Below are 24,463 nucleotides of genomic sequence, written 5' to 3'. Positions count from 1 at the left end.
GTGGATCCGGCTCAGGGAAGGAAACTGGTATGTCCACTCCGGACGATGAGCCCGCGGCCGTGACCGCGGGCGAGGAGACCCACGAGGACCCCTGGGCCTACGCCGGCGAGGACGCCGACGCGCCCGCCGACACCGGCCGTCCCGCGGACGAGCCCGAGGGGAGTGAGGCCTGATGGTGGCCTGGCGCCTGGCCTACGCCCTGGTGGACCTCCGCAACGAGGTCAACACCAGGTGGCCGAACCGCGACAAGACCAGCGACGGCACGATCGGCGATGCCGCGCACGCCTCCCGCTCCTCCGACCACAACCCGTGGGTCATCGACCGCGAGGACGGCCTGGGCGTGGTGCGCGCGGTGGACATCGACGTCGACGGCATCGACGCCGGGTGGCTCGCGGAGTACCTGCGGCAGCGCGGCCTCACGGGCCACGACGGCCGCACCGGCGACCACCGGCTCACCAACGGCGGGTACGTGATCTTCAACCGCAGGATCACGAAGCCCGACTTCTCGGGCTGGAAGGTCTACACCGGCTCGAACCCGCACACGAGCCACGTGCACGTGAGCCTGACCCAGAGCGGCGCCTACGACGACCGCGCCGGGTGGGGCATCGCGGGCGGCGGCCCGGCCGCCCCGGCGCCGCCGCCGTCGACGGGCGGGAGCTCGAGCAAGCCGACCATCCGGCGCGGCTCGACCGGGGCCGCGGTGACCCAGCTGCAGCAGACCCTCAACCGCGGCTACCCGGCCTACTCGAAGCTGACGGTCGACGGGGTGTTCGGCGCCAAGACCGAGGCGGTCGTCAAGGAGTTCCAGCGGCGGTCCGGGCTGGCCGTCGACGGGATCGTGGGCCCGCGCACGTGGGCCGCGCTCGGCTACTGAGAGGAATCCCCACCATGCACGCACTGAAGGCGATCGTCGCCGCCATCGGCGGCCTGTGCACAGCCGTCGGCCCGATCCTGGCGGACAACGTCCTGGACTGGAGCGAGTACGGCACCGTCGCGTCCGCGCTCGCGCTCGCCGCCGGCACGGTCTACGGCGTGTGGCGCGTACCGAACAAGCCGATCGGCTGAACAGCGCCCAACGGGTCCGGGGGCGTAGTGGCCGCCCGGACCCGTTGGGGTTGCTGTGTGTTGCGGCCTGTTGCTGTCCGTTGCTGCCGGTTGTTATCTGTTGCAGTTTATTCCTCTCTAAAACTCTCGGGAACTCTTCTAGTCTCTTGAGACTTATCGCGGCCCACCACGACTATCCGCGACTAATAGCGGCTAATCGCGACACTTCATCATCGTGACCAGCGCAGACACTCTTCGGACGCTCTCGCACGTGGACTTGTGTGGACTTCAGCAGACATTTGTGGGCACACACGAGCGAATGATGCGGGTAGGGCTCGACATGCCGGAGAAGCGGTGTAAGGTTCGGTACCAATGAGAAGGCCCGGGCTGCTTCCTACAGCCCGGGCCGACTCTCGGGGTTCCGCGCAGTGCCAGCTGCCGGAGCCGTGGCCGCCATCACAGAAAGGACCTTGGCGACCGATGGACCCTATCAACGCTGAAAACTCCCTGGAAGCCGCGTCACGCGATCGTGACCCCGGACACGACTCCACGTCGCCGTTCGACCGGATCAAGCAGACCCGGGCCGACGGCACCGAGTACTGGTCCGCGCGGCATCTCCAGGGCCTCATGGGTTACGCCCGTTGGCAGAACCTCCAGCCGGCTATCGCGCGAGCGATGCAGACGGCGAGCAACACGGGGATGGATGTTTCGCGCGAGTTCGCGCAGGTCACACCAATTATGGCATCGCAGCACCGGGCGGCCGGCGGGCGATTCGCGCCCAACGGCGGCGAGGATTACGAGCTGTCCCGGCAGGCCGCCTACCTCGTGGCGATGAACGGCGACCCGAACAAACCCGAGGTGGCCGACGCGCAGGCGTACTTCGCGGCGCGGACTGAGCAGGCCGAGGCGATCGAGTCCGATCTCGCCGAGCTGCCTGAGTGGGCGCGGCAGCAGATCGACACAATCCGCCGCGTCGGCAAGATCGAGGTCGAGCAGGTGCGACAGCGCGAGCGGCTGACCGCAGTGGAGAGCCGCCTCGACGGCATCGAGGGCAAGCACAACTGGTACTCCGCTCTCGGCTACTCCCGGAAGATGGGCCTGCCCACCTCGACCGGCGCCACCCGCGCGCTCGGGAAGAGGGCCAGCCAGATCTGCCGCAGCCGCGGTATTCGACCGCAGAAAACGCAGCACCAGCTCTACGGCGAAGTGAACCTGTACCCGGAGGAGGTGCTCACCGAGGCGTCGCGCCCCGTTCCGGCCCCCTAAGCCGGGACAGCAGCAACTCGAAGACCAACGGCCCCCGTGCTCGCCGACGAGGCGTCACGGGGGCCGTTTTCGCGCGTTGATCGCAGCTGCGCCATCAGACGGGGTGGGCGTCCGGGATGCCAGCGAGCTGGCGCACCTCGGTCTGCGCCCGTTGCAGGCCGGGCTTCTCGTCCGGGGCGCAGTCGAACTCGGCGAGGGCGAGCGCGAGCAGGACGCGGTTGACATCGAGCGAGCGGCCGACCGGCTCGGTCGGCGGCAGCGGGCGCAGCTGGGGCGTCTTGTCCATGTCCTCGACGCTGGCACACCACCGCGCGGTCCGACAGACCCGTTCGAGCGCCTGTGGACAACTTCCCCGCCAGCGCGGTGCGCCGCGCGGCGCGATCCTGGATGGATGGACGACGAGTTCCCGGCCGCCGAGGTGCGCTGTCCGGGCTGCCACCGCGGCGACTTCGCCGACTTCGATCACTACGTCGACGCGCACCAGATCCCGCCGGCCGACTACCCGGCCGCGTTCGCGGCGTGGCTGCACCTCGCCTCCGGCCGCGCCTGGGATGGCGAGGTGGAGCGGGTCGACGACGACCAGTAGTCGAACTTGCGTTCGACGAACACCTGTTCTAACGTCGGGCTCGCGCCGGTCCGGAGGGGGAAGCTCCGGACCGGCTTTCTCATCGAAGGAGCCCACCATGACGTACGAACGACCCAAGCCGCCCAGGAGCGTCCTGCAGTGGCTGGACGACGGCCAGAAGGCGCTGGCCCGGCTGCGCGAGGACGCCGCCCTGAAGGTCGGCGCCGGCGCCCCACTCGACTCGCCTGACGTCGCGGAGGGGGTGCGACTGTGCAAGCAGCTCGTCGCACTCGACGAGCAGCGCGGCGGCTGACCCTGCGAGCGACAGAGCCCCGGTCCGCCGCGAGGGGGCGATGGCAGACCGGGGCTCTGCTTCCGGCTGGCCCGCGGGAGGTGCGCAGGCCAGGACGGGCTTGGGGTGGAGCCCCGGCCGCGACGTGTTTGAGCGGCTGCAGATCCACGCGCGGTCGGGGCTCCCTGCCAGCCGCCGCAGCTGGCAGTTCTGGGGGCGAGCCCGCCCGGGACTGGGACATGGGGAGTCGTCGGGCGGGCTCGGCGCTCATGCTGCCATCCGAGACCGCCGTTTCACTCCGCCAAACGGGTCAAACGGTCTATTCGATCCATTCGGTTTGAACGGTCTACCGATCACCCAGCCGAACGATCCAAGCGGTTCAATCGGTTCATGATCAATCGGCGGCTCCTCACCACTGGCGAGCTCGCGGAGGTCCTCGGCATCAGCCGCGGCACGCTGAATCGCTACGTGCGGCAGGGGCTGCTTGTCCCGACGGAGACGACGCTACGTGGCCATCGGCGGTGGAACGTTGAGGACGTGCGTCGGCAGATCGCGGAGATCCGACAGCGCGAAAGCAGCGGGGAGTAGACGCGGCCCGACGTGTGGGAACCGGCCGGTGCGGGGGTCGGGGGACCTTCGGGAGAGGTAGCGCCCCGCACCGGCCGGCAGCTCAGGCCGTCACCGAATCGCCAGGCCTCGACCGCCAGGCGCCCTGGCGAGGCACCGCACGCACGGCATCCCGTGGAACCCGTCGAGGCGCTCAAGGTCGCTCGTCGGGAAGGTGGCGCCGCAGAGCGCGGTGCAGCTGTCTTGCGGGAACAGGTGGACCTCGCGGCGCGTCTCGCCGGCGACTCCTGGCCGTAGGCGGGCGAGGATCAGTGCGGCAGCTGTGGTCACGGTCGACACTGGCAGTACCACCCTTGGGTAACTGCGATCGCGTTCGCGATCGCGAGCACCAGGAAGATCGACAGGATCAGGATGACGCCCCGATTCCGGGCTGGCGGGCGGCGGCTCACCGGGTACCCCGATCGCCGCCGGGTGGCTCCGGCGGGAGCTCCGTGCCGTCGTGCAGCACGATGGTGCCGTCGTGGCGTTCGAAGTAGCTGTGCTCCCCGCGGTTGGCTGGCTTCCGCGCCCACAGCTCTGCTGGCTCGTCGTCTGCCGCGCTCATGACCTCTCCCGCTCCGCCCTGGAACCTTCCACGCTCCCCAGGCTGACGCATCGAATCGCATAGCTCAAGCAATAGATCGCATAGTTTGCGCAATCAAACACGATCGGAGTAACGGGCATGGCGTGATGTGCAGGGCGAGCGGGCTACGATCACTCGTGCGGACCCTGGCCACTGGTCGGAATTGCGAGAACCATGTGACGGGCACACCGACCTAAGGAGTAGCTATGCGCATGGGACTGATCGGCACCAGCTCGAACGACACCGGGTGCCCGAACCTGTGGGCCACCGAGCGCGGCACGCTCGTTGTGCAGGGCACGACCGTCACTGACCCGGAAGCGCTCGCCGCCCTGCGGGAGCGCGGCTTGCCGGCGCACGAGTCGGCCGTCGAGGTGCCGCGCGAGCTGCTGCCGTTCATCGCGCTGCAGGCGCTCGAGCAGCTGCCGTTCGCCGACGCCGACCGGCCTGGATTCACCATCGATCCCGACTCTGCAGCCAAGCTCGAGGAGGTCCTGCGCGAGCTGGCCGCGAAAGCGACGACCACGGCGACGCGATGACGTGGGTCAACCGCGGCGAGGAGTTCGCCGCCCTCTTCACCGGGTTCCGGCACAGCATGTGGCGGTGGGAGTGCCAGGGCACCTACCACGAGCCTGGCGAACGCGAGCCGTTCCGGCAGTGGCAGGAAGGCCGGCCGTACAACGGGTTCCTGGACCGTTGGCTCGCCCGGGTCCGGCAGTTTCGTAGCGAGGGCAAGACCCTTGAGCGCGTCCGCATGGTGACCGAGCCACCGACGGAGTACCTGCGGTGGATGTTCACCGTCACCCCGCTCAACGTCGCGGCTGGCGAGGACATCCGCTGGATCAGCGAGAGCGACGCGCGGGCGCTGGGCGAGATGCCCGAGCACGATTTCTACCTGTTCGACGACGCGCGGGTCGCGATCATGCGGTTCGACGAGAACGGGGTTCTCGGGGCCGAGGTGACCGAGGATCCGCGCGTGGTAGCTGATCATCGTCGGTGGCGGGACCGGGTATGGTCCGTGGCCACCGCGCACGCCGAGAGCCAGTACGCGACCGCGAGGAGCCCGTGACCATAGAAGATCGCCGGAAGGAGTTCGGCGGCCGCCTGCGCGAGTACCGGGTGGCCGCCGGCTACTCCGGTCAGGGATTCGCTGCCGCGCTCGGCTGGCAGCAGTCGAAGGTGTCGCGCATCGAGCTCGGCCAGCAGCGGATCACCGACAGCCCGAACGGCGGCGAACTGCAGAAGTGGGCCGATCAGTGCGGGCTGGAGGCCGCGGAACGCGACGAGCTGTTCGCCGAGCTACGTGCGCTGCGGCTCGACGAGGCGCGATGGAAGAACCGCACCCGCCAGGGACACGGCCAGCTGCAGGCCGACTTCGGCGCGATCGAGCGCGCGGCCCGGAGCATCCGCGTGTTCGAGACCGCGCTGGTGCCTGGGCCCGCGCAGACGTTCGCCTACGCCCTGAGCGTGTTCCGCGCGCTGGCAAAGCTGCGCAAAACCGACCGGGACCCGCAGGAGGCCGCGGCGGCGCGGATGCAGCGCCAGGCCATCATGTACGACCCCGCCAAGGATATTCAGCTCCTGATCAGCGAGGCCGGGCTGCGCTACCCGCCGCCGTGGGTCGGCGAGGACGACTACCCGGAGTGGGCCGAGGTGATGACCGGCCAGATCGACCGGCTACTCGCGCTGTTCGGGATGCGCTCCGTTCAGCTCCGCATCCTGCCGCTGGGGCAGCCCCTGCCGGTCGCACCGCTGCACGGCTTCTGGATCCTCGACGACCTCATCAACATCGAGCTGCTCCACACGGAGGTCACCACCCGGGACCGCGCCGACGTCGCGTTCTACTCAGGCCTCTTCGACGAGCTGTGGCACCGCGCCAAGCACGACGACGAGGCGCGGGCCATCTTGCTCACCGTGTCGGCCGACTACCGGCGGACGCTCGAGCGCGCCCCCTGATCCGGTCCGTTCTCCCGGTAGTCCCCCACGATCGGCACCGCAGCCACAACGGCCCGCATCGCCCCCGCTTCGCGGTGAGCGTGGCCGGCGTCGAGGTGCGCGCTGACGATGCCGCCGACCGGCTTGACGACGAGGTACACCTGCGGGGTGACCTCCAGCGGTGACACCGCGCGCGCGATGGCCTGCGCGGCCTGTTCCAGCACACTGCTCGTCGGTACGCCCCACATCCGGAGCTCGCGGCGTACCCGGGCGATCAGCTCATCGGTCATCGCGTCTCCATGCGGTTGTTGATCCGGGGGCACAGCGCCGGCACCAGCGTGACGGCGACCATCACGGCGAGGTCGAGCACGGCGCTCGCCGCGCGGCCCACTCGGCGCATCATGTGCGCCGAGCCGGCTTCGACAGAGCGCGGGTGTCGGGGTCCAGCTCCGCCTCGTACCAGCTCGCTCGAAGGACAACCTCGACCCTCGGGGCGTCCTTGGCGGCCCGGACGTCGAAGGCCGCGAGCAGCTCGGTTTCGCCGCTGGCCGTCGTCCTGTCGGACAGCGTGGCGCCGGTGCCGAGGAACCCGAGCGGCTTCGCCTTGGCGCGTGGGTGGCGCGAGAGCGCGTCCAGCCACGCCCCGAACACGTTCCGGGGGTGGTGCTCTGGGGCGACCGCGCCCACGATGCCCACCAGGGGACTGAACGAGTGCGGGACGTGCCAGTCCAGAGGCGGCAGCTTGCGCGTCATGCCGAGCTTGACCAGCTCGTTCAACGCCGCCAGGTGCCGGCGCTGCATGGCGCGGCGGTCCGCGTCGGTGACGGGGCCGTAGAGGCTGGTCATGGCTGCTCACATTCGACGACGCTGGTGCGCTGGTGACCGGGGATCTCGCACCGCGCGGGCCCGTCAGGTACGAGGCCGGCCAGGAGGGTCACGAGCACGATGCCGAACAGGACCGCGACCGCAACGACCGCGCGCCGGCCGGTCGCCCCGCTCATCGGCCGCACCGCGCCTGGTAGTCGACGCCGGCGCGGATCTGCTCGGCGAGCGCCTCGAGGTCCGGCGCCGGCTGCGGAGTCGAGAGCTGGTTGCACCAGCCCCGGTCCGGGTCACCGTTCTGGGTCTCGATCACGAGCGGGCGCCCCACGGGTTCCTGCACTGCAGTCGGCATCGCGACCTGCAGTGCTGCGGCGACGGCGATCGCTACGAGGGGAAGGGCCAGCAGGAGACCGAGGACTCTCCGGGGCGTGAATGTGGGCGGGATGGGAACGTCGTGGGCCACGACGGCGACCTCCGTAAGTAGGCTCTGACCAGGTCAGAAGGCACTGACGGAGGTGAGCACCATTAACAAGGTGCCTCGGTCGTCGTACCTTCTGCGTGGTGCTTTACCCTACTCACCATGTCTCCCCTCGTCGAGCCCGGGGCGGCCGGGTCGTTAGCGCGTCGGTACCTGCGGGTTTCCAAAAAGGCTGCGAACGGTCAGGAAGCGAGCCCCGCGCGGCAGGATAAGGCGCACTTGCGGCGGGCCAAGATCCGGCAGTGGCGAACCGATCACCGAGGGCCATACCGGGACGTCGGCGGTGCGTCACGGCACTCGCGCGGGTCGCGGGGCGACTTCGCGCGGCTGATGCAGGACCTCGAATCTGGCGACTTCGAACGCGGCGAGATCCTGCAGCTGTGGGAGGCGTCGCGGGGGAGCCGCCGCGAATCCGAATGGCTCCGGCTGATCGAGTTGTGCGAGGAACACCAGGTCTACATCTGGGTGGAGGTGATGGGGCGGCTGTTCAACTGCGCGGACTGGCGGGACCGCCGCGCTCTCCTGGACGAAGCGCTGGACGCGTCGGCCGAGGCCTCCAAGACGTCCGAGCGCACGCGCGACCAGCTCGCAGTCAACGCCGCCGAGGGGCTACCGCATGGCATCCCGGGGTTCGGCTTCATCCGGAAGTACGACCCGAAGACCGGCGAGCTTATCGGCCAGTTCCCCGACCCAGAGGCGGCGCCCTGGGTGGAGGAAGCGTTCCGGCGCGTCGCCGCAGGGCACTCGCAGCGTGCGATCGCCGAGGACTTCTACCAGCGCGGCTTGCGCACTCGAAAGGGGACGAAGGTCACCCAGCAGCACATGCGCTCCTGGCTGGTCAACCCGGCATACGCCGGCCTCCGGGTGCACTCGCCAGGCGTGCGAGGGAACCGGAGCCTGAAGAACGCCAAGGCCTTGGTCACCGCCCAGTGGGAAGCGATCGTCCAGCCAGACCTGTTCTACGCAGTGCAGGAACGCCTGCAGGCCAACGCGTGCACCAACACCCGGCCGGGCGCAGCGGTTCACCTGCTGAGCTTGATCGCGCGCTGCGGCGTCTGTGGCAGCCCGGTCGCGTACATCGGTGGCTCCCGTGACGCCTATCGCTGCAACGGGAACACTCACGTGTCGATCCGGAAGGGCCCGTTGGAGGAGCTGGCCACCGACATCGCGTTGCGATTCCTGGCTGACCCGCGCCAGTACGGCGCCCTTGACCAGGCCGACGACGAGCGGGACGCCGAGATTGAACGGATCCGCACCCAGCTCGCGGGCGTGCGGGCGGAACTGGCCGAACTCAAGGCGAAGGTGCGGGCTGGCACCCTGTCCGTCGGGTTCGCGAGCGATGTCGCACCGGGCCTGGAGCAGCGGATCGCCAAGCTCGAACGCGAGCGGGAGCAGCTGGCGAGACCCAGCGTCCTCCGCGGGCTGATCGAGCCGGGGCCGGACGTGGCGGAACGCTGGCAGCACACCCCGATCGCGGCTCGGCGCGCGATCATGCGACTGCTGTTCGCGAAGAACGTGCTAGGTGAGCTGCACGTCATGCCTGCCGGGCGGAGGCAACCGTTTGTGCCCGCGGAGGAACGCGTCGCGCTGGTGCGCGACGAACCGACCGAGCATGGAGGGCTCGCCGGCTAGGCAAGGACCGCGGCGAGCAGAGCGCCGAGGTTGAGCGCCACGCCGTGGGGGGTTCCTTGCGCGCGCTTCTGATCCGCGGGCTGGCCATCCGATGGTGCGGTGTCCCCGTCCTGATCAGTGTCGTCGTTGTTGCCAGGCGCTGGTCGGTCGGACGCGGCCGGCGGCGCTGGCTCGGTTGCGGACGTCGAGGGCGGGGGAGTTCGGGGCGTGCTGCTACGCGCGGTTGAACTGCTCGGTGGCGTCGCTACGCGGGTGCTGGGCGAGCCGTTCCATGCTGCTGGAGCGGTGACTGTGACGGTTGTCGTTGGCGTCGTCGAACTGACCGTCCCGTTTGCTCGTAGCCGCTCCACCTGGATTCTGACGTCGTTCTCGTCGGGCGCGCCGGTCGTCGGGGCGACGCTCAACTCCGGCGCGCGGTCGGGCACAGCCTCATCCGTCGGCGAGGCCGGTGCGCGCAGCGCCACGAGGGTTACCAGCATGACCGCCGCCGTCAGCCCAGACAGGAACCAGCCGCAGAACTCTGCCCGTGGCCGAAGTGCAAGCTTTCGGTGAGCAATTCGTTGCGCCCCGGGCTCCAGGGGCGGCACAACGGTCAGGTGAGCCTTACCTGACCGTTTCGAACTAGGAGACGATCCGCCGGCGACAGCCTCCGCGATCAGCGAAAGGCCCTGCTCATAGGCATCAGCCCTCCGCTTCGACCGCCTCCCCAGTAGGTCGATTCTTTTCACGATTGATGTATCTAAGGTCGCCAGATTGAGTTAGCAACCGTTTCCGGTTCGTGATCAACTACCGCGCGGTAACGACCCATTTGGCCTAGTTGGCGCGGTGGCTCTCACCCGGTGTTACGGAGCTTGGTCGCGCGCTGCGTGCGGTAGAAGATGATCAGGTTCCAGCGCTCCTCTTCGGACAGTTCGGGGAGGTCCCACAGCTTCCGCTCGGTGTCGTCCTCAAGTTGGGCTGGGTAGTTCCGCCGAGGCTCTGCGATTGTGGGCGCGGTCGATGGCAACGGCAGTGCATCAAGATCTTCGGGGCGACCAGTCTCGAGGTAGTGAACCGCTCCGTTGTCGGGCCAACCTAGAGCACCCTCGATCTTCCACAACGTCGACTTGCCCGGGCGCGTATCGCCGCGCTCCACGTCGGCGACACTCTTCTCGCTGAGGTCGGCGGCGTCGGCGAACGCCTTCTGGCTGGAATAGCCGGCGCGCTGACGGGCAAGGGCGACCCGTCTCCCGAGCTTCTTCCGGCGCTCGTCCATGCGTGCAGAGTAGCTCAGAAAAGTACAGGGAGCGAACCGGCGTCCGCTGCGTCGCGTCAACAATCTCTCCGCTTGCGCCATCGTATTTAGCCTCCTGAGCTGGCACTTTGGTGGCGTTAGGTTCAGAAGAGTACAGAAAAGTGCAGGGTAGTGCAACATTGGACCTTGCACGACCCTGAACCTCTCTGTACCTTTCTGCACATGATCGAACCTCCACTCACTCAACCGGCCTACGGCCAGCTCGTGCGGCGCCTCCGCGAGCAGGCCGACAAGTCAACGGTCGAGTTGGCGGCCGAGGTCGGCATGTCGGTCGGGTATCTCCGCAACATCGAGTTGGGCCACGACGGGAAGCCCTCCCGCCGTCGGCAGTTCGCGCTCGCCCGAGCGCTGCGCGACGACCGCCTCGCGCCGGAGGGTGGCGCGTCATTCCCGGACGAACCACCAAAGCAGCCCAAGCGCGAACCGAAAGCCCCACCCCGTCGGGACGACCGGGAGCCTTCGCGCGGCCCCAAACGGGTCGCTGGAGCGGCGGCGTGACGACCGCCCTTCACCGGTTGGCGATCGAACCTGGCGAGTCGCGCGCGCAGTTCATCGACCGCGTGATCGCGCGGGCACCTCGCCCAGACGGAGCGACCCTCGACCGCCTTCGCCTCCTGCTGCCGCCGATCCGCCGCGGCATGACCGAGCGCAAGAGCGCCGCCTAGCACAGCCCACCGACAGAAAAGCCCGCCTCGCGCGGACCAGGCGACGAGACGGGCGCACACCGGAACCCTCGGAAGGAGCAACACCCGGTGATGACGACAAAGGTACAGGCACCGCCCCCGCCCCAGCAGCGCGCGAAGCGCGCCGCGGCAGCCCTGCTCGCCCTCGGCGCGCTGTTCGCGATGACGACGTCATGCGTCCCGCCGAACGGCACAGCGCCGCACACAACTCCGGCCGTCGCACCGGCCACCCCGTCGGGGGTGGGCGCGTGATCGCCGTCTGGCCCGACGACCCCACCGACGTCTTCCCGGTCGCGCGGCGCGAGCCGACCGTGCCGTTCCTCACGATCTGGCAGCGCGAGTCCGGCGAGGTGCCCGTGCCGGACTCGGCCGGTGGCCAGCACCACGGCCGCGCCGACGACCACGTCTCGGTGAACAGCTTCTACGAGGAGCGCGGCGCCTGGCCGCCGCGGCCGCCGGCCGTGCGCGACACCCCAGAGCGGCGCGGGCTGTGGGCGCGACTGGTCGCCGCGCTCCGCCGCGGCCGCCCGGTGCCGCCCGCTCAGCCGGTCGTCTACCGCTGCACCAACAAGCCGCCGGGGTCGACGCACTACTACCGCGAGGCAGCGCCCGGGCGTTGGGAGCTGGCGCTGACCCCCACGTTCGACATTCCCGTCCCTATCGAGGAGCGGACCCGGGCCGAGATCGAGGCCCGGGGGCACATGCTCGTCCCGATCTCCGGAGGTCAGCCCCGTGGATGACACCCAGACCGCCCAAGCTCCTGCGGCTGCCCAGGAGCGGCGGCCACAGACGTTCGCCGACCTCGAGTACGGGCGGCACGCCCTGCGGCCAGTGCCGACGCTCGACCAGTTCGGCAACTGCACGCTGTGCGGCGAGCACCCGCTGATCCACATCCGTGGTGGCGTGGTGGTCGACCCGCGTGAGTTCCACCGCGAGGAGCAGCCCGAGCTGCCGCTGGCTGACGGTGGGGACGCGGCGTGAGCGCGATCCGCATCGAGACCAAGAACCTGCTGGAGCTGCTGGGCAGCCTCGTTTACACCGCTGCCCAGGATCCGGAGGACGGCGCGGTCGCCGGCGTGCTGCTGCACACCGACCGCGGTGAGCGCGGCCTGGAGCCGGGCCGCACGGACCTGCTGGTGGGCACGTCGTGCAACGGGTTCGCCGTGGGCCAGACCTACGTGCACGCGGACGGGCAGCTGCACGAGCCGATGCTGTGGCGGATCGACGACGTCCGCACGGTGATCGACGCGTTCAAGCGGAAAGCCAAGGAGCACAAGGAACACGCGGTCGAGATCCGCATCGACGAGGGCGTGTTCGTCGTGCGGGAGAGCGAGGACGCGCTGTTCGAGGCCGACGGGCTGCGGCTGGAGTTTTCGCCGGGCCGGATCGAGGAGTACCCGCGCACGGTGTGGTCGCTGCTGGTCCGGCGCCCGGACTTCCTCGAGCACCGGGACTCCTCCGGCCGGGTCGTGCCCGCGGTGCCGCGCACCGACTTCGGGTCCGCGGCGCTGGAGCCGTTCGTGCGGGTGGCCAAGGCGCGCAAGTCCGCGCTGGAGACCTACCGCTACCACCAGCGCTCGCCGCTGCTGGTGCAGATCGGCACCAGCTACATCGGCGCGGTCACCTCCTACCGGTGGGACGACGACATCGACGGCGCCGGCCAGGAGCCCGACGCTGCGGTGTACGTGCCAGACCTGCCGCCCCCGCCACGCAAGCCCGAGGCCGACGCGGACCTTCCGCCGGGCAGCAGCATCCTGCGCGACGGCGCCGGAGTCGTGCTGTCCACAGCCGACACCTCCGCTGTGGACGAACCGCTGTCCGAGTTCCCCGACCTCGAGCGAGACCCCGACCTGCTGTGCCAGGCCGCCGAGGTGCTGATCACCGGGCAGCTGGGCTCGGTGACGCTGCTGCAGCGCAAGCTGCGCATCGGCGCGACGAAGGCGAACCGGCTGATCGACCAGCTGGTACAGCGCGGCGTGCTCGGCCCGGCCCGCGGCAGCAAGGCCCGGGAGGTCCTGGTGCCCGTCGACGGGCTCGCCGAGGTCCTCGAGGAGATCCGGGGTGGTGCCCAGTGAGCGCCCACCTTGACCACCGCCGGCGGATGCACGCCTGCCCGTGCGGCTGCGGCGCCGAGATCCCGCACAGCAAGTTCTCCTGCCGCGCTTCCTGGCAGCGCCTGCCCAAGACGATGCGGCAGGCCATCACCGACAACCACGGTCGCGACGCGGCGGCGCACGGGGCCGCGGTCGGTGAGGCGCGGCGGTGGTTGCAGGCCAACCTGCCGGGCCGCTGCGAGTTCCGCGCTCCCCGCGCGGACGGCCGCGGCGAGTCCCGCTGCACGGCCGAGAAGGCGGATGGCACCGACCACTGCCGCGAGCACTGGTGGGCCGAGTCATGACCGCCACGGTCACCGGCCGCGCCGTTCCCGACCCGGAAGTCGTGTTGCGGCGGGAGGACGAGCGCCTGGCCCGCCGCGCCGGCGACGAACCGCTACCGCACCACACGATCACCGCGTTCGCCGCCGCGGTGCGCAAGCAGATCGTGGAGCCGCTGCTGGCCCGCGGCGGCGCTGCCGGTGCGGCGGCCGCCGACCGGGAAGCCACCCAGGCCGAGCTGACCCGGCTGCGGGCCGAGCTGGCCACGGTGCGCGGCAACCTCGACCGCATCACCGCAACCGCCGACCGCGAGCGCGCCGAGCACCAAGCCGCCCACGACCGGACGCGCCGTGAGCTGGTCGACGTCCAGCAGCAGCTCAGCACCGTCGTGCACGAGCGCGACGACCTGCAGGCCGCCGCAGCCCGGCTACAGGCCGAGGCGGTCGAGCTGGCCAACGAGCTCGAGCACGCACGCCGCGCCGGCGCGACCGTCCGGCCGCACCGGCACCTCTATCCGATGGGCGCCTCCGGCGAGGCCTTCGGGCCGTGTGAGGAGCCCGGCGGCGGCAAGCCGTACCCGGGCACATCCTCGGCGGTGGTGCGCCGATGATGCGATACCAGATCGAGCCGATGCCGACCTGGCCCTACCCGGCAACACCGCACCCGCGGGCCAGCCCGTTCCGCGTGAAGTGGGCCGACACCCTCGACCTGCTCAGCCGCGAGCTGGCCCACCTCGGTGTGCAGGGCGCGGTCGCGCTGCGCGTCGTGGCCACCGACGCGGACGTGCGGCGCGACGGGATGCTCCGCTCGAACGCGAAGGTGCGCTACCACGGCGTGGCGCTGGCCTTCCGGAGCAAGCACGGACCGCTGTCCTACCCGTGCGACACCTTCGCGAACTCCTGGCAGGACAACGTGCGGGCCATCGCGCTCGCGCTGCACGCGCTGCGCACCGTCGACCGCTATGGGGTGTCCAGCCGCGGCGAGCAGTACGCCGGGTGGCGCGCGATCGAAGGCGCTCGCCCGGCTGCGCCGTTCTCCACCAAGCGCGAGGCGCTGGACTGGCTCCGCGAGTTCACCGGCGCGGTGCACCCGCTGCAGCTCACCGACTCCGACATCCGCGGCCTGCTCCGGATCGCCGCCCGCAAGTCGCACCCGGACCTCGGCGGCGACCCGGCCGACTGGGCTCGCCTCGACACCGCCCGGCAACTCCTGCGCGGGGGTGACGCGACGTGATGACCAAGCAGTCCGACCAGCACTCGCTGCCGCTGTGGGGCGGCAGCTCGGGCCCTGCGGAGCACCGGCCGCTGTTCGCCGTCGGGGAGCGGGTCGGCTACCACCGGGACGCGTCCTGGCGCGGCCGCGTGGTCCAGGTCGCCGCCGACCCGGACAGCGGCCGGCACCACTTCTGGGTGGTGTGGACGGTCGGCCGCCCCGGCGGCCCGTTCGAGTACACCGCGGCCCCGCTCTACCGGCTCGGCGAGGCGTCCCCGGACGCCCGCCGGACCGAACGGCAGGGCCAGTACCTCGCCGCCGGTGCGCACCCGCTCACCGCCGCGCTGGGCTACCCCGTGAAGCTGCACCCCGGCGCCGCGCCTGCCGCCGACCGGGCCGCGCCCGGGCGCCGCTGCGGCAACTGCCGCTACCGCCGTCCCGGCCGCTACCCCAAGTGCCTCGTCCACGACGGCGACCGGATCACCCGCGGCGCCGGCACCGACGTGCGCGCCTGGTGGCCGGCCTGCACCGACCACGAACTGAGGTCCCGCCCGTGAACGCCGTCGTCGCCCTGGCCCTCGCCCACACCGCGCGCCTGGCCGTCTGGGCCGCCGGCGTGCTTCTCGACTCCGCCGCCGACTACCTGCACGCCCACCGGCGTGCCGAATCCACAAAGGACAACGATGACCGCCGCACTCGCTGACGACGACCGCAGCCGGTACACCGGGCTGCAGATCCACCCTGACGCCGTCCCGCTCGTCATGGGCGTGCTGTCGAGCTACGGCATCGACGTCAAGCGCATCCCCGACGGCCCCGCCCGGCAGCGTCGCTACGTCACCGGCGGCCCCGGCAAGGTCTCCGGGCGCCCGGTCCGCGCGCCCGAACGCCCGGCGCTGTCGGAGACCAACCCGCCCGCCGTGCTGGCCGGCCTCACCGAGCGCGAGGTCGAGGTCCTGCACGGCATGTCCCAGGGCCTCACGAACGCCGACATCGGCCGTGAGCTCCACATCTCCGAGGACACCGTCAAGACCCACGCTCGCCGCATGTTCCACAAGCTCGGCGCCCGCGACCGCGCGCACGCCGTGTTCCTCGCCTGCCAGCGCAACATCCTCGACACCACCGGAGGCCCTCAGTGACCGGCCCGACCGACATCACCGACGACATAGTGCAGCTCGTCCACGACGCCTTGTGCCTCTGCAACACCGGCACCGGGCCGGCCATCCGCGACACTGACCGTGAGAAGGTCCGCACCGCGCTGCGCGCCCGCTACCCGCGCGGCATCGCCTCCGCCCCAGTCCTCACTGGGCAGGTCCTGACGGCGCAGGACCTGTTCAAGCTCAGCGCCGATGCTGAGCAGCGGTTCGGCCGACCGGAGCCCCGGCCCGGCGACCGGGTCCGCGGCTACGGCGGACGGGACTTCCCCGTCGTAGAGGGCACGCTGGTCGACGACGAAGACATCAACCGGCGCGGCTGGCTGGCCGTGCTCAAGCCCGGCGAGCCGACGCCGTACGCCGTGCTGCCCACGACCGTCCGTGTGCTCGAGCGCGGCCCCGAGACCGCTCCGGCTCAGGCCCCTGAGGATGTCGTCATCGTGCTCGACATCCGGATTCCGGACGCCCTCCGCCAGCTGATTCGACGTCCGTGCGAGCCGTGCGACGCGGGTAGGGAGATCGCCGACGAGCTCGCCGCGCTGTGGGACCCCAACGACAACTGGTCGGAGACGCGCTCGCCGTTCAACCCGGGCGTGTCGCTGTGGGAGGACGTCGCCAACACCGCCGCAGCCGTGCTCCACCGACGCGAGGAGCGCAAGCGATGACCGAGAAGTCGAAAATGGCGGGCCCGCGTGCCTCGGCGATCGCCCTGCGCGCCTACGCCGAGAACTGGGCAGCCGGACGCGTGCCGGAGCCGAGCGCCGCGAAGGTCGCCGACCTCGCTGGCAAGATCCTCGCCGAGCTGGAGCGGCTGCACGCGAACTGCCTCCAGTACCGGCAGGAGGCGGTCGAGGACCGCGGCCGGCTCATGGCCACGCGCCGCGAGCGCGACGACCTCCAGGCCCGCATCGACGCTGCGCTCGCCCGGCTGGACCGTGACGAGGCCGAGTTCGAGGACGGCCGCGACCCGGACCCCGCCGACCTGATCCGGGACCTCCGCGCCGCTCTCACCCACCAGGAGACCCCCCGCTGATGCCTGAGCAGCCGCCGATCCCGCCCGCCGCATGGAGCCTCTGGGGCAAACACCCCGTGCCCGCCACCGACGACGCACGCGACGAGAGCGACGGGGCGCACCGCGAGCCGGCGCCGGACCAGCAGACCTGATTACCCGATCTCGGCGCTCGCCTTGAGCGCCGTCACAGCCGACCGGCCGCGCCCCTGCTTCCCCGGGGGCGCGGCCGGTCACCTATCCGAAGTGGACAAGCACGATGCTGGAGGAATCACCGTTGGAGGGCAGCGGCCAGTGCTGCGCGGTGTCCGTGCCGAGCGGCGGGCGGTGACCGATGCCGTGGCTGCGGACGGACGACGTCGAGTACGACGACGTTCTCGTGCGAGCGGTGGGAAACGCCGCCTACGGCGCCGTACAGCGCATGAAGCTGTACTGCTCGGCGCAACGGACGGACGGCTGGATTCCTGCCGACAAGGCCCGGGAGATCGCCTCCCGGGCCGAACTGCGTGCGCTGACCGAGATGCGCGTGGCCGACCGGGGCCCGTTCCTGCACCAACACGGCGACGAGTGCCGCTGCCTGGAGGGCCGCGACTGGCCCGCCGAGCTCGGCGGGTTCTACGTGCACGGGTTCCTCGACCGCAACCCGTCCCGGTCGGAGAACGACGTGCACAAGGCAAAGCGGCGCGAGCTGCGCGACCCGCAGCTCAAGGCCGCGGTGCGCGCCCGCGACGGCAGCCGCTGCCGCTACTGCGGCATCGAGGTCCGCTGGCAGGACCGCAAGACCCCGGCGGGCGGCGTGTTCGACCACGTCGACCCGAAGATCGCCGCCGGAGCGGACAACCTCGTCGTGGCCTGCCGCGGCTGCAATTCGCGCAAGCAGGACTGCACGCCCGAGGTCGCCGGCATGGACCTCCTGCCCCCGCCCGACCCGGACAAGATCAACGACGGACCAACGTCCGATCAGCGCAAGATCAACGCCACATCAGCACCCGGACCCAGATCCGCAGTTGGATCCGATCCAGATCCGGCCAGGACGCCGGATCCACCGGACGGCACGGACACTCCCGCCCCGACCTACACGAATGGGCAGGTCGCGCCCGGAAACGGGCAGATCCGCGACGGCATCAGCGGCGGCACCACGGTCGGGCTGGGTAGGGGCGGGGCCGGGATGGGTGCCGCACTGAAACCGTCCTGGAAAGACCGAGTGGGAGACGCCGGACCAACCGGGAAACGCCCCACCGTCGGACCACCCACCACCGCACGAGGGAACCTCGCCCCCAGCCCCTACGCCAAGGGCATCACCGGCTACACCCCGCCCGCCCCGGACGATGTCGACGAGGACCAGGCCGAGCTGTGCGTGCACGGCTACCCGGTCGACACCGGGTGCGTCGAGTGCGAGCAGAGCCTGCCCGGTTCGGACGGTCCGCCGTGAGCCGCTACACCGCGGGCGAGCTCCGGCGCCTCGACGAGCTCGGCAACTTCCTCATGACCCGCGAGGACGCCGAGACCACCGACTGCCCACGCTGCAACGCCCAGCCAGGCAAGACCTGCACGAACGTCATCACCGGCGAGCCGTTGCGCGGCCCAGCGCACCACCAGCGGATCGCGAAAGCCGAACGACAGGAAGGAAGGGACTCCGAACGATGGACCCCATGACCCCGCGGCCACCCGCGGCCGGCCAGGCCCGCGCCTGGCTCGACCGCGCGGCCCAGCAACTCGACGCCTACACCGACGAGGTGCAACACCTGCCGTTCGAGCACATCGACAGCGCGGCGACGCTCGGCGTCGGCTACGCGCTGCTCGCGCTTGTCGACCAGATCGAGCAGACCGGAGCCGAGCGGGCATGACCGACATCATCGAGCTGATCGACCAGGCGATCGGCTGCCACTGGTGCGGCGGCCCCCTCGGCGACTCACCGTCGCCGGACTTCTGCTGCGAGGTGCACCAGCGGCTCTGGGCGGCGAGCCGCGTGCAGGTCACCCCGGAGGCCGACGTCCTGCGCGCGGCGCTGGCCCGGGCGAGAGAGCAGGAAGCCGAGCGGCGGCTGGAGGCCGCAGCGGTCGTGCTGCGCGGAGCCGCTCCGGTCTGGCGACAGCTGGTCGAGGGCGTGGCGCAGGCCTTCGCGAGCCTTGTGCCGACCGTCAACGCGATGGCCGAGTGCCTGCAGCACGCCGGGCTGGCCCGGCCGGCACCGCCGACGGATCCGAAGATGCGCGCGCTGCACCTGCGCCGCCACCGCAACACCGGCCCGGACCACCGGCCGCGGCCACCACGCACAATCCACGCACGGGGGACCCGATGACCGATCAGCGCACTCTGCGCGCCTTGCAGGGCGAGCTGCGGCGAGCGCTCGCCGCGCTCGTCGACCCGATCGAACGCAAAATCGTCCGCGAGGACCTGACGACCACCACGCATCACGCGCCATCGTTGCTCGAGCAGCTGGACCAGGCGCTCGCGCACGGCGGCGAGACCGGCAAGGCCAGCGGCGCGCGCACGACCGAACCGCTCCGGCTCGCCGCCGCGGACCTGCGGCGCCAAGTCGAGCGCGCCGCGGCCGAGCTGCACTACAACGCGATGGTGGCCGACGCCGATCCGGTCTCCCGGTTCCGCGCGGCCGCGGCGATCGCAGGCCGATGGGCCGACGGTGACCGGGTCGCCTGGGTCGTGCATGAACTGCAGTACTGGGCGGCCCAGATCAACAACCTGCTGGACCCACCGCGCCAGCTGCACATGGCCGCGGCCTGCCCGGCGTGCGGCGCCGGAATGGTGTGGCGCGGGGACCAGGAGCACGGGCACGTGCAAGTGCCCGCGCTGCAGATCGATCCGGAGCGCGGGTGCGTGTGCCTGGCGTGCCAGCACTGCTGGCCGCCGGCGAACTTCGAACTGCTGCGTGAGGTGCTCGAGCAGCAGGACCAGGCGCAGCCGTCGCGTCCACGGCTGCGCTCCGGAGCGGAGGGCAACGGCGGGTGGACTGGCACCATCCGGCCGATCGAGGAGGATGACCAGCATGAGTGAGCAGACCTTGCACGCGATCCTGCGACTCGGCGAGTTCCCGGAGATCCTCGCCGCATGGCCAGACGCCGAGACCGCGGGCAAGCTCGCCGCCGAGCTCGGCGAGGGGCACATCGTCGCGCCCGTGCGCGTGGCCCAGGCCGGAGTCGGGTTCGTCGCGCATGTGTGGGCGTGCCGGGCGAGCGTGCAGGGCGGCAGCTGGCAGCTGTCCGCGCCGGCGAAGCTTCGCGGCGCATCCCGGGTCGTGTTCGACACCGCCGACATGCCCGGCGAGCGGGTGCACGTCGACACCGACGCCGGCGAGCTGGAGCGCGCGGTGAGCGGCACCGACGTTCACCACCTGACTGCCTACGCGTCCACTCCGGAGCGGGCGCACGAACTGGCTGAGGCCAAGGCCCGCGAGCTCGCCGCCCAGTAGTGTGCTCCGCACCACACACTATCCACTTGCGATAGTGAGTCCCGGGGGTACATAATTAAGAAGTCCCGAACGGGGCGGCCCCCGGGACCGGGTGCTTGCACCACCCGCCGGGGGATAACTACAGAGTGGAAGGAACTCCGGATGGACGACAAGTTCGCCGATGACCGGTTCTACGGGGTCCGCTATCACGAAAGTGCTGGCGAGGACCTCTACCGGGTGGCCGGTCGGATCTTGAGCGACCTCAAGGTCGACCAGCACGAGGGCCGGATGCCCTCGACCGTGATCCTCGTGGTCGCGGTGGCGGGCAACACCATCACCGTCCAGGCCCACGTCCAGGACAACGCCGAGTTCGAGCAGTGGACCGCCCAGACCATCAGGGCCCGGGCCACCACCGTCTCGGACCGGTACAACTGGCGGGGCGTGAACAACCGGGCTGATGTCCGGTTCAAGTTCGGCTGCACGGTGCGGGTGGTGCGCGGGCGTCTCGACGCCAAGCACCTCGGCTCCATCATCGGATGAACCAACCCGGGGCGGCGGCACCCAGCCGCCGCCCCGGCGCTCCACCCCGGACCCTTCCCTCTGTAGCGGGCCACGAAAATGCCCCGGCGGCTCTTGCACAGCACACCGGGGCCGAGTGGAAGAAACTCCGACGCCAGGATAACCGGGAGCACGTCATGCCGCGCAAGCCCACACCTCCACCGCCCGAGCTCGAGCAGGTCCGCAAGCGGGCCGCGCAGCTGGCCCGGATCGAGGCCTTGGCCGACCGGGTCCGCGCGAAGCGAAACGAGGAGCTCGTCACTGCCAAGCTGGCCGGGGCCACCGGCGCCCAGCTCGCCGAAGCGGCGGGACTGACCCGCCGCAACGTCTACGACGCCCTCGCCGCCGCCGGTCATGATGCTGGCGCATGGCGCGAGACCGACGGAACGACGTCGGCCGGCCGCTGAGCCCGAACGCCGCGACACGCGCGACGCGCCCCCTGTTGACGACCACCGGTGATCATCACGCATACTGACGTCACTTAGGCGCAGTGTGCCCAGAACGCGAAAGCCCCGATCGGACCCCCTGCCGATCGGGGCTTTCGCGTGCGTGGCGACGGGCAGCGGAGGAGGGTGCCCGGTGCCGAGTGTGTGGCGGCTGGTCTGCGCGCGGGTGCGGGACCTGTGCGTGCAGGCCGGCCGCTGCACCTGCGGAATCTGCGGTCACCCGATCAACCTGGCGCTGCACCACGAACACCCGATGTCGTTCACGGTCGACCACATCGTGCCGCGCTCGCTGGGCGGGCCGGACTCCCTGGACAACGCACGGCCCGCGCATCGCAGGTGCAACAGCCAACGGGGAGCGGACGTGACTTACCAGCCTGCGATCAAGACCTCCCGGAGCTGGTAGCTCATGCGCACGGTGGTGCTGATCGCCGGGCCACCATGTGCCGGCAAGTCCACCCTGGCGCAGGCCTTGGCCAACCCCGGCGACCTGGTGCTCGACCGGGACGCGATAGCGCAGCGGCTCGGGAGCCCGGTGCGCTGGGGCCACGACGAGGTCATCGCGCAGCGGGCCGAGCAGGTGATGCTCGACGAGATCGCGCGCATCGCGCGGGCCGAGGCGATCACCGCCTACGTCGTGCGCTCGGTGCCCGCTCCGGCGCAGCGCCTGGCGCTGGCTCACCAGCTGCGCGCGACGGCGGTGCACGTGCTCAACCCAGGTGCCGCCGAGTGCATGCGTCGTGCCCACGCCGACGCCCGTCCGGAGGGCACGGCGGCCGCCATTCGTAGCTGGTACGCGCGGTACCGGCCGTGCGCGGTTGACGCCGACCCCGGCCCCGCGGCCGCGACGACACCGGTCCGGACCTCCCGCACCTGGTGACCACCGTGGACGGACGATCGGCGGGGGAGGGGGCTCCCGATCTTGAGCGCGGGCGCGAGGGCAACTCCGCGCCCACCTGCCCTTCTCTCCCCCCGGAGGCCCGAATGTGGGCAGGAGTGAGCACGGAGGAGCGATGGCGGACTCGGGGGCGGAACGGCAGCGTCGTTACAGGGCTCACAAGCGCGGTGACCACGGCTTATGCGTTCCAGGGCGATGCAAAGCGGTGACGTCACAACCGGCCGGAGAGACGGTTTCGCCGCCTCCGGCCGCGGCTCCTCCGGAGCCGGGTAACACCGCCCCCGAGGTGCCTTCCGGGCTCGCTCCGCGCGGCCGGCAGCTGTGGGCCGCAGGGCTGCAGGACGGCAAGCTCGCGCCGCTGGAGCAGGCCGTGCTGCTGGAGGCCTGTCGCCTGGCGGACCGGCTCGACAAGCTCGACGCCCAGCTGCACGGCGACGGGCCGTGGTTGGAGCTCGACCCGCTGGAGGACGGGCGGACGTTCGTGGTCGTGGTGACCGGGGTGCTCAAGGAGGCCCGGCAGCAGGCGGTGGCGTTCAAACAGCTGGTGAGCGAACTGCGGCAGGGCGGCGCGTCCCGCGGCCGCGGGCGGCCGGGACGGACCGGCTCGGCGACGTCCGGTGCAACACCGGCGACAGGAGGGGTGAAGGGGGCGGGCATTGCCGACATCACCGCCCGAATCGCCGAAAGGCGCGCTGAGGCCACGCCTTGAGCTGATCCCGCCCTACGTCTACAGCATCGGCGCCGAGGCGATCGAGCTGTGTCGGCGGGCCGGGCAAGAACTGGACTTCTGGCAGCAGCAGGCCCTGACGCACATCCTCGGTGTGCGGCCGGATGGCAAGTGGGCGTGCTTCGAATACGCCGAGCTGGTCGGACGGCAGAACGGCAAAGGCGGCATCCTCGAGGGCCGCATCCTGGCCGGGTTCTTCCTGCTCGGGGAGGCGCTGATCATCTTCAGTGCGCACGAGTACAAGACCGCGCTGCGGGCGTTCCGGCGCCTGAAGCGGCTGATCAGGAACCTCGGCGAGCAGGTCGGCGACAACGAGAACCTGGTCGACGTCGACGGCATCCTGATCAAGATCTCCAACACCAACGGCGAGGAGGGTTTCGAGCGGCTCGACACCGGCCAGGAGATCAAGTTCATCGCCCGCAGCAAGGCCTCCGGCCGTGGCTTCACCGGCGACCTGAACATCATCGACGAGACGTTCGCCTACACCGACGAGCAGCACGAGGCGCTGCTGCCCACGATGTCGGCCCGCTCGATGGAGGTGCCGGGCCCGCAGATCATCTACACCTCCAGCCCGCCGCTGAGCTCCTACAGCGGAGAGATCCTCTTCCGGGTCCGCAAGCGGGCACTTGAGGGCCGCAGCGGCCGCCTGGGATACCGGGACTGGGGCGCCGAGGGCGACCTGGACAACCTCGAGGGCATCGACCTCTCCGACCGGGAGCTGTGGACGGCCACCAACCCGGCCTACGGCATCCGGATCTCCGAGGACTTCGTCGAGGACGAGCTGGAGTCGATGAGCCCGCGCGGGTTCGCGCGGGAGCGGCTGGGGATCTGGCCGGCACCGCCGGCCACCGAGGGCGGCCCGCTGGACTACCAGCGGTGGAGCACCCCGGCGCCGGCCGGGTGCGTAGACGTGACCTCGCAGGCCGGCGAGGACGTCGCCTTCGCGATCGACGTGACCCCCAAGCGGGACTGGGCATCGATCGGCCTCTACTCGCCGCGGGCGGACGGGCTGGGCCACGTCGAGCTCATTGACCGCCGGCCGGGCACCGACTGGGTTGTGCAGCGGCTGGTGGAGCTCGTCGCGCGGTGGAACCCGGTCGCGATCGCGCTGGATGTGAAGGGGCCGGCGGGGTCGCTGCTGCTGGACCTGAAGAAGGTCGGCATCACCGTGCCGGAGGACCCGTCGGAGCCCAAGCGCGGGCAGCTGGCGATCCCGACCTCCAGCGAGGTGGCGGCCGCGTGCGGGCACCTGGTCGACGCGGTGACGCAGGGGACGCTGCGGCACATCGACCAGTCGCAGCTCAACACGGCGGTCGCCGGCGCGAAGCCGCGGCCGTTGGGTGACGCCTACGCGTGGGCGCGCAAGACCGCCGACTCCGACATCAGCCCGCTGGTGACGGTGACGTTGGCGCGGTGGGCCTTCCTGGCCCGTATCGACGTGATCACGGCGGACGAGGGTCCGCCGAACATCTGGTGAGAAGGGG

Annotated in this window: 46 protein-coding genes; 39 read left to right on the top strand and 7 right to left on the bottom strand. The window is 70.9% G+C overall.

Translation table 11 applies throughout. The annotated features are described in order from the left end of the window. Positions 1–29: 29 nt before the first annotated feature. The 4 genes from AMETH_RS38400 to AMETH_RS36200 all read left to right on the top strand — a co-directional run bounded on the left by AMETH_RS38400 (position 30) and on the right by AMETH_RS36200 (position 2,310). Positions 30–173 carry a hypothetical protein gene (locus AMETH_RS38400; protein ID WP_017985188.1) on the top strand — a complete coding sequence of 48 codons (144 nt, stop codon included), beginning with the start codon at positions 30–32 and terminating at the stop codon, positions 171–173. Then, positions 173–874, top strand: coding sequence for a peptidoglycan-binding domain-containing protein (locus AMETH_RS36205; RefSeq protein WP_017985187.1), 702 nt, complete (start codon positions 173–175; stop codon positions 872–874). Before AMETH_RS38400 ends, AMETH_RS36205 begins: the two co-directional genes overlap by 1 nt. A gap of 14 nt (positions 875–888) precedes the next feature. Beyond that, complete coding sequence (locus AMETH_RS38395) at positions 889–1,065, top strand: hypothetical protein (RefSeq protein ID WP_017985186.1); 177 nt, start codon at positions 889–891, stop codon at positions 1,063–1,065. Between the two features lie 459 nt (positions 1,066–1,524). Further along, positions 1,525–2,310 (top strand): hypothetical protein, encoded by a 786-nt coding sequence (locus tag AMETH_RS36200; protein WP_017985185.1) that lies wholly within the window; start codon positions 1,525–1,527, stop codon positions 2,308–2,310. A 94-nt stretch (positions 2,311–2,404) separates the two neighbouring features. Here the strand turns inward: AMETH_RS36200 and AMETH_RS31615 are convergent, their stop codons facing one another. After that, a complete protein-coding gene (locus AMETH_RS31615) occupies positions 2,405–2,596 on the bottom strand; it encodes a hypothetical protein (protein ID WP_017985184.1) in 192 nt (63 codons plus the stop codon). 105 nt (positions 2,597–2,701) lie between these two features. Here AMETH_RS31615 and AMETH_RS31610 point away from each other — a divergent pair, with 105 nt between their 5' ends. The 3 genes from AMETH_RS31610 to AMETH_RS31600 all read left to right on the top strand — a co-directional run bounded on the left by AMETH_RS31610 (position 2,702) and on the right by AMETH_RS31600 (position 3,755). After that, positions 2,702–2,896 (top strand): hypothetical protein, encoded by a 195-nt coding sequence (locus AMETH_RS31610; RefSeq protein WP_017985183.1) that lies wholly within the window; start codon positions 2,702–2,704, stop codon positions 2,894–2,896. A 97-nt stretch (positions 2,897–2,993) separates the two neighbouring features. Then, positions 2,994–3,188, top strand: a complete 195-nt coding sequence (locus AMETH_RS31605) for a hypothetical protein (protein WP_017985182.1) — start codon at positions 2,994–2,996, stop codon at positions 3,186–3,188. A gap of 369 nt (positions 3,189–3,557) precedes the next feature. Next, the gene (locus AMETH_RS31600) at positions 3,558–3,755 is read left to right on the top strand and encodes a helix-turn-helix domain-containing protein (protein WP_017985181.1); all 198 of its coding nucleotides are present in this window, start codon (positions 3,558–3,560) and stop codon (positions 3,753–3,755) included. Between the two features lie 424 nt (positions 3,756–4,179). On the opposite strand, the gene AMETH_RS38390 is transcribed toward AMETH_RS31600, so the two are convergent. Beyond that, entirely contained in the window at positions 4,180–4,338 is a 159-nt protein-coding gene (locus AMETH_RS38390; RefSeq protein WP_017985179.1) for a hypothetical protein, read from the bottom strand. A 224-nt stretch (positions 4,339–4,562) separates the two neighbouring features. Between AMETH_RS38390 and AMETH_RS31590 the strand changes: the two genes are divergently transcribed. From AMETH_RS31590 to AMETH_RS31580, 3 genes are read left to right on the top strand one after another with little or no spacing between them, the layout of a single operon-like run. Next, positions 4,563–4,892 carry a hypothetical protein gene (locus AMETH_RS31590; protein ID WP_038532549.1) on the top strand — a complete coding sequence of 110 codons (330 nt, stop codon included), beginning with the start codon at positions 4,563–4,565 and terminating at the stop codon, positions 4,890–4,892. Then, a complete protein-coding gene (locus AMETH_RS31585; protein WP_017985177.1) occupies positions 4,889–5,422 on the top strand; it encodes a DUF6879 family protein in 534 nt (177 codons plus the stop codon). The genes AMETH_RS31590 and AMETH_RS31585 overlap by 4 nt, the downstream gene beginning before the upstream one ends. Then, positions 5,419–6,309, top strand: coding sequence for a helix-turn-helix domain-containing protein (locus AMETH_RS31580; protein ID WP_017985176.1), 891 nt, complete (start codon positions 5,419–5,421; stop codon positions 6,307–6,309). The genes AMETH_RS31585 and AMETH_RS31580 overlap by 4 nt, the downstream gene beginning before the upstream one ends. Here the strand turns inward: AMETH_RS31580 and AMETH_RS31575 are convergent. The 4 genes from AMETH_RS31575 to AMETH_RS38380 form a co-directional block, all read right to left on the bottom strand. Then, positions 6,279–6,578: a hypothetical protein gene (locus AMETH_RS31575; protein ID WP_017985175.1), complete on the bottom strand. Its 300-nt coding sequence runs from the start codon at positions 6,576–6,578 to the stop codon at positions 6,279–6,281. The genes AMETH_RS31580 and AMETH_RS31575 overlap by 31 nt on opposite strands. 109 nt (positions 6,579–6,687) lie before the next feature. After that, positions 6,688–7,134 carry a hypothetical protein gene (locus AMETH_RS31570; protein WP_017985173.1) on the bottom strand — a complete coding sequence of 149 codons (447 nt, stop codon included), beginning with the start codon at positions 7,132–7,134 and terminating at the stop codon, positions 6,688–6,690. After that, entirely contained in the window at positions 7,131–7,289 is a 159-nt protein-coding gene (locus tag AMETH_RS38385) for a hypothetical protein (RefSeq protein WP_020486747.1), read from the bottom strand. The genes AMETH_RS31570 and AMETH_RS38385 overlap by 4 nt, the downstream gene beginning before the upstream one ends. Further along, complete coding sequence (locus AMETH_RS38380) at positions 7,286–7,462, bottom strand: hypothetical protein (RefSeq protein WP_156131754.1); 177 nt, start codon at positions 7,460–7,462, stop codon at positions 7,286–7,288. Before AMETH_RS38380 ends, AMETH_RS38385 begins: the two co-directional genes overlap by 4 nt. A 228-nt stretch (positions 7,463–7,690) precedes the next feature. On the opposite strand from AMETH_RS38380, the gene AMETH_RS31565 reads away from it, so the two are divergent. Both AMETH_RS31565 and AMETH_RS38375 read left to right on the top strand, forming a co-directional pair. Continuing rightward, positions 7,691–9,220, top strand: coding sequence for a recombinase family protein (locus tag AMETH_RS31565; protein ID WP_081617623.1), 1,530 nt, complete (start codon positions 7,691–7,693; stop codon positions 9,218–9,220). Positions 9,221–9,427: 207 nt separating this feature from the next. Continuing rightward, positions 9,428–9,772 carry a hypothetical protein gene (locus tag AMETH_RS38375; RefSeq protein WP_156131758.1) on the top strand — a complete coding sequence of 115 codons (345 nt, stop codon included), beginning with the start codon at positions 9,428–9,430 and terminating at the stop codon, positions 9,770–9,772. A 280-nt stretch (positions 9,773–10,052) separates the two neighbouring features. Here the strand turns inward: AMETH_RS38375 and AMETH_RS31560 are convergent, their stop codons facing one another. Then, entirely contained in the window at positions 10,053–10,475 is a 423-nt protein-coding gene (locus AMETH_RS31560; protein WP_017985229.1) for a helix-turn-helix domain-containing protein, read from the bottom strand. Between the two features lie 201 nt (positions 10,476–10,676). Between AMETH_RS31560 and AMETH_RS31555 the strand changes: the two genes are divergently transcribed. The 27 genes from AMETH_RS31555 to AMETH_RS31445 all read left to right on the top strand — a co-directional run bounded on the left by AMETH_RS31555 (position 10,677) and on the right by AMETH_RS31445 (position 24,456). Further along, entirely contained in the window at positions 10,677–11,012 is a 336-nt protein-coding gene (locus AMETH_RS31555) for a helix-turn-helix domain-containing protein (RefSeq protein WP_017985228.1), read from the top strand. After that, positions 11,009–11,179 (top strand): hypothetical protein, encoded by a 171-nt coding sequence (locus tag AMETH_RS38370; protein ID WP_017985227.1) that lies wholly within the window; start codon positions 11,009–11,011, stop codon positions 11,177–11,179. Before AMETH_RS31555 ends, AMETH_RS38370 begins: the two co-directional genes overlap by 4 nt. Before the next feature lie 90 nt (positions 11,180–11,269). Continuing rightward, positions 11,270–11,449, top strand: coding sequence for a hypothetical protein (locus tag AMETH_RS38365; RefSeq protein WP_156131757.1), 180 nt, complete (start codon positions 11,270–11,272; stop codon positions 11,447–11,449). Then, complete coding sequence (locus AMETH_RS31550; protein ID WP_156131756.1) at positions 11,446–11,937, top strand: hypothetical protein; 492 nt, start codon at positions 11,446–11,448, stop codon at positions 11,935–11,937. The genes AMETH_RS38365 and AMETH_RS31550 overlap by 4 nt, the downstream gene beginning before the upstream one ends. Beyond that, positions 11,930–12,178 (top strand): hypothetical protein, encoded by a 249-nt coding sequence (locus AMETH_RS31545; RefSeq protein WP_017985225.1) that lies wholly within the window; start codon positions 11,930–11,932, stop codon positions 12,176–12,178. The genes AMETH_RS31550 and AMETH_RS31545 overlap by 8 nt, the downstream gene beginning before the upstream one ends. After that, positions 12,175–13,272, top strand: coding sequence for a DNA translocase FtsK (locus AMETH_RS39470; RefSeq protein WP_017985224.1), 1,098 nt, complete (start codon positions 12,175–12,177; stop codon positions 13,270–13,272). The genes AMETH_RS31545 and AMETH_RS39470 overlap by 4 nt, the downstream gene beginning before the upstream one ends. After that, positions 13,269–13,595, top strand: a complete 327-nt coding sequence (locus AMETH_RS31535) for a hypothetical protein (protein ID WP_017985223.1) — start codon at positions 13,269–13,271, stop codon at positions 13,593–13,595. The genes AMETH_RS39470 and AMETH_RS31535 overlap by 4 nt, the downstream gene beginning before the upstream one ends. Then, entirely contained in the window at positions 13,592–14,182 is a 591-nt protein-coding gene (locus tag AMETH_RS31530) for a hypothetical protein (RefSeq protein WP_017985222.1), read from the top strand. Before AMETH_RS31535 ends, AMETH_RS31530 begins: the two co-directional genes overlap by 4 nt. Next, positions 14,179–14,805: a hypothetical protein gene (locus AMETH_RS31525; RefSeq protein WP_017985221.1), complete on the top strand. Its 627-nt coding sequence runs from the start codon at positions 14,179–14,181 to the stop codon at positions 14,803–14,805. Before AMETH_RS31530 ends, AMETH_RS31525 begins: the two co-directional genes overlap by 4 nt. After that, positions 14,805–15,341 carry a hypothetical protein gene (locus AMETH_RS31520; protein ID WP_017985220.1) on the top strand — a complete coding sequence of 179 codons (537 nt, stop codon included), beginning with the start codon at positions 14,805–14,807 and terminating at the stop codon, positions 15,339–15,341. Before AMETH_RS31525 ends, AMETH_RS31520 begins: the two co-directional genes overlap by 1 nt. Beyond that, on the top strand, positions 15,338–15,487 hold the full coding sequence (locus tag AMETH_RS38355; protein WP_017985219.1) for a hypothetical protein: 150 nt from the start codon (positions 15,338–15,340) through the stop codon (positions 15,485–15,487). Before AMETH_RS31520 ends, AMETH_RS38355 begins: the two co-directional genes overlap by 4 nt. After that, positions 15,468–15,920: a helix-turn-helix domain-containing protein gene (locus tag AMETH_RS42970; protein WP_051079467.1), complete on the top strand. Its 453-nt coding sequence runs from the start codon at positions 15,468–15,470 to the stop codon at positions 15,918–15,920. The genes AMETH_RS38355 and AMETH_RS42970 overlap by 20 nt, the downstream gene beginning before the upstream one ends. Next, positions 15,917–16,600, top strand: a complete 684-nt coding sequence (locus AMETH_RS31510) for a hypothetical protein (protein ID WP_017985218.1) — start codon at positions 15,917–15,919, stop codon at positions 16,598–16,600. The genes AMETH_RS42970 and AMETH_RS31510 overlap by 4 nt, the downstream gene beginning before the upstream one ends. Further along, a complete protein-coding gene (locus AMETH_RS31505) occupies positions 16,597–16,968 on the top strand; it encodes a hypothetical protein (RefSeq protein ID WP_017985217.1) in 372 nt (123 codons plus the stop codon). The genes AMETH_RS31510 and AMETH_RS31505 overlap by 4 nt, the downstream gene beginning before the upstream one ends. Then, the gene (locus tag AMETH_RS41810) at positions 16,968–17,099 is read left to right on the top strand and encodes a hypothetical protein (RefSeq protein WP_017985216.1); all 132 of its coding nucleotides are present in this window, start codon (positions 16,968–16,970) and stop codon (positions 17,097–17,099) included. Before AMETH_RS31505 ends, AMETH_RS41810 begins: the two co-directional genes overlap by 1 nt. A 179-nt stretch (positions 17,100–17,278) precedes the next feature. Beyond that, the gene (locus tag AMETH_RS31500; RefSeq protein WP_026153552.1) at positions 17,279–18,376 is read left to right on the top strand and encodes an HNH endonuclease; all 1,098 of its coding nucleotides are present in this window, start codon (positions 17,279–17,281) and stop codon (positions 18,374–18,376) included. Next, positions 18,373–18,600 (top strand): zinc finger domain-containing protein, encoded by a 228-nt coding sequence (locus AMETH_RS31495; RefSeq protein WP_017985215.1) that lies wholly within the window; start codon positions 18,373–18,375, stop codon positions 18,598–18,600. The genes AMETH_RS31500 and AMETH_RS31495 overlap by 4 nt, the downstream gene beginning before the upstream one ends. Next, complete coding sequence (locus AMETH_RS31490) at positions 18,597–18,791, top strand: hypothetical protein (protein WP_017985214.1); 195 nt, start codon at positions 18,597–18,599, stop codon at positions 18,789–18,791. Before AMETH_RS31495 ends, AMETH_RS31490 begins: the two co-directional genes overlap by 4 nt. Further along, positions 18,788–19,246, top strand: coding sequence for a hypothetical protein (locus tag AMETH_RS31485; RefSeq protein ID WP_017985213.1), 459 nt, complete (start codon positions 18,788–18,790; stop codon positions 19,244–19,246). Before AMETH_RS31490 ends, AMETH_RS31485 begins: the two co-directional genes overlap by 4 nt. Beyond that, positions 19,243–19,959 (top strand): DUF7341 domain-containing protein, encoded by a 717-nt coding sequence (locus AMETH_RS31480; RefSeq protein ID WP_017985212.1) that lies wholly within the window; start codon positions 19,243–19,245, stop codon positions 19,957–19,959. Before AMETH_RS31485 ends, AMETH_RS31480 begins: the two co-directional genes overlap by 4 nt. Further along, positions 19,952–20,374, top strand: coding sequence for a hypothetical protein (locus AMETH_RS31475; RefSeq protein ID WP_017985211.1), 423 nt, complete (start codon positions 19,952–19,954; stop codon positions 20,372–20,374). The genes AMETH_RS31480 and AMETH_RS31475 overlap by 8 nt, the downstream gene beginning before the upstream one ends. Before the next feature lie 141 nt (positions 20,375–20,515). Further along, on the top strand, positions 20,516–20,893 hold the full coding sequence (locus AMETH_RS31470) for a hypothetical protein (protein ID WP_017985210.1): 378 nt from the start codon (positions 20,516–20,518) through the stop codon (positions 20,891–20,893). A gap of 155 nt (positions 20,894–21,048) precedes the next feature. Next, positions 21,049–21,318 (top strand): hypothetical protein, encoded by a 270-nt coding sequence (locus AMETH_RS31465; protein WP_017985209.1) that lies wholly within the window; start codon positions 21,049–21,051, stop codon positions 21,316–21,318. Between the two features lie 172 nt (positions 21,319–21,490). Further along, positions 21,491–21,760 carry an HNH endonuclease gene (locus tag AMETH_RS31460; protein ID WP_223842985.1) on the top strand — a complete coding sequence of 90 codons (270 nt, stop codon included), beginning with the start codon at positions 21,491–21,493 and terminating at the stop codon, positions 21,758–21,760. Positions 21,761–21,763: 3 nt separating this feature from the next. Next, positions 21,764–22,234 carry an AAA family ATPase gene (locus tag AMETH_RS31455; protein ID WP_017985207.1) on the top strand — a complete coding sequence of 157 codons (471 nt, stop codon included), beginning with the start codon at positions 21,764–21,766 and terminating at the stop codon, positions 22,232–22,234. A gap of 304 nt (positions 22,235–22,538) precedes the next feature. After that, positions 22,539–22,961, top strand: coding sequence for a hypothetical protein (locus AMETH_RS31450; RefSeq protein WP_017985206.1), 423 nt, complete (start codon positions 22,539–22,541; stop codon positions 22,959–22,961). Further along, positions 22,909–24,456, top strand: a complete 1,548-nt coding sequence (locus tag AMETH_RS31445) for a hypothetical protein (protein ID WP_017985205.1) — start codon at positions 22,909–22,911, stop codon at positions 24,454–24,456. The genes AMETH_RS31450 and AMETH_RS31445 overlap by 53 nt, the downstream gene beginning before the upstream one ends. Positions 24,457–24,463 lie beyond the last annotated feature (7 nt).

It is taken from the genome of Amycolatopsis methanolica 239, from assembly GCF_000739085.1.
GTDB lineage: Bacteria > Actinomycetota > Actinomycetes > Mycobacteriales > Pseudonocardiaceae > Amycolatopsis_E > Amycolatopsis_E methanolica.
This window is presented reverse-complemented; position numbering and strand designations above follow the sequence as displayed.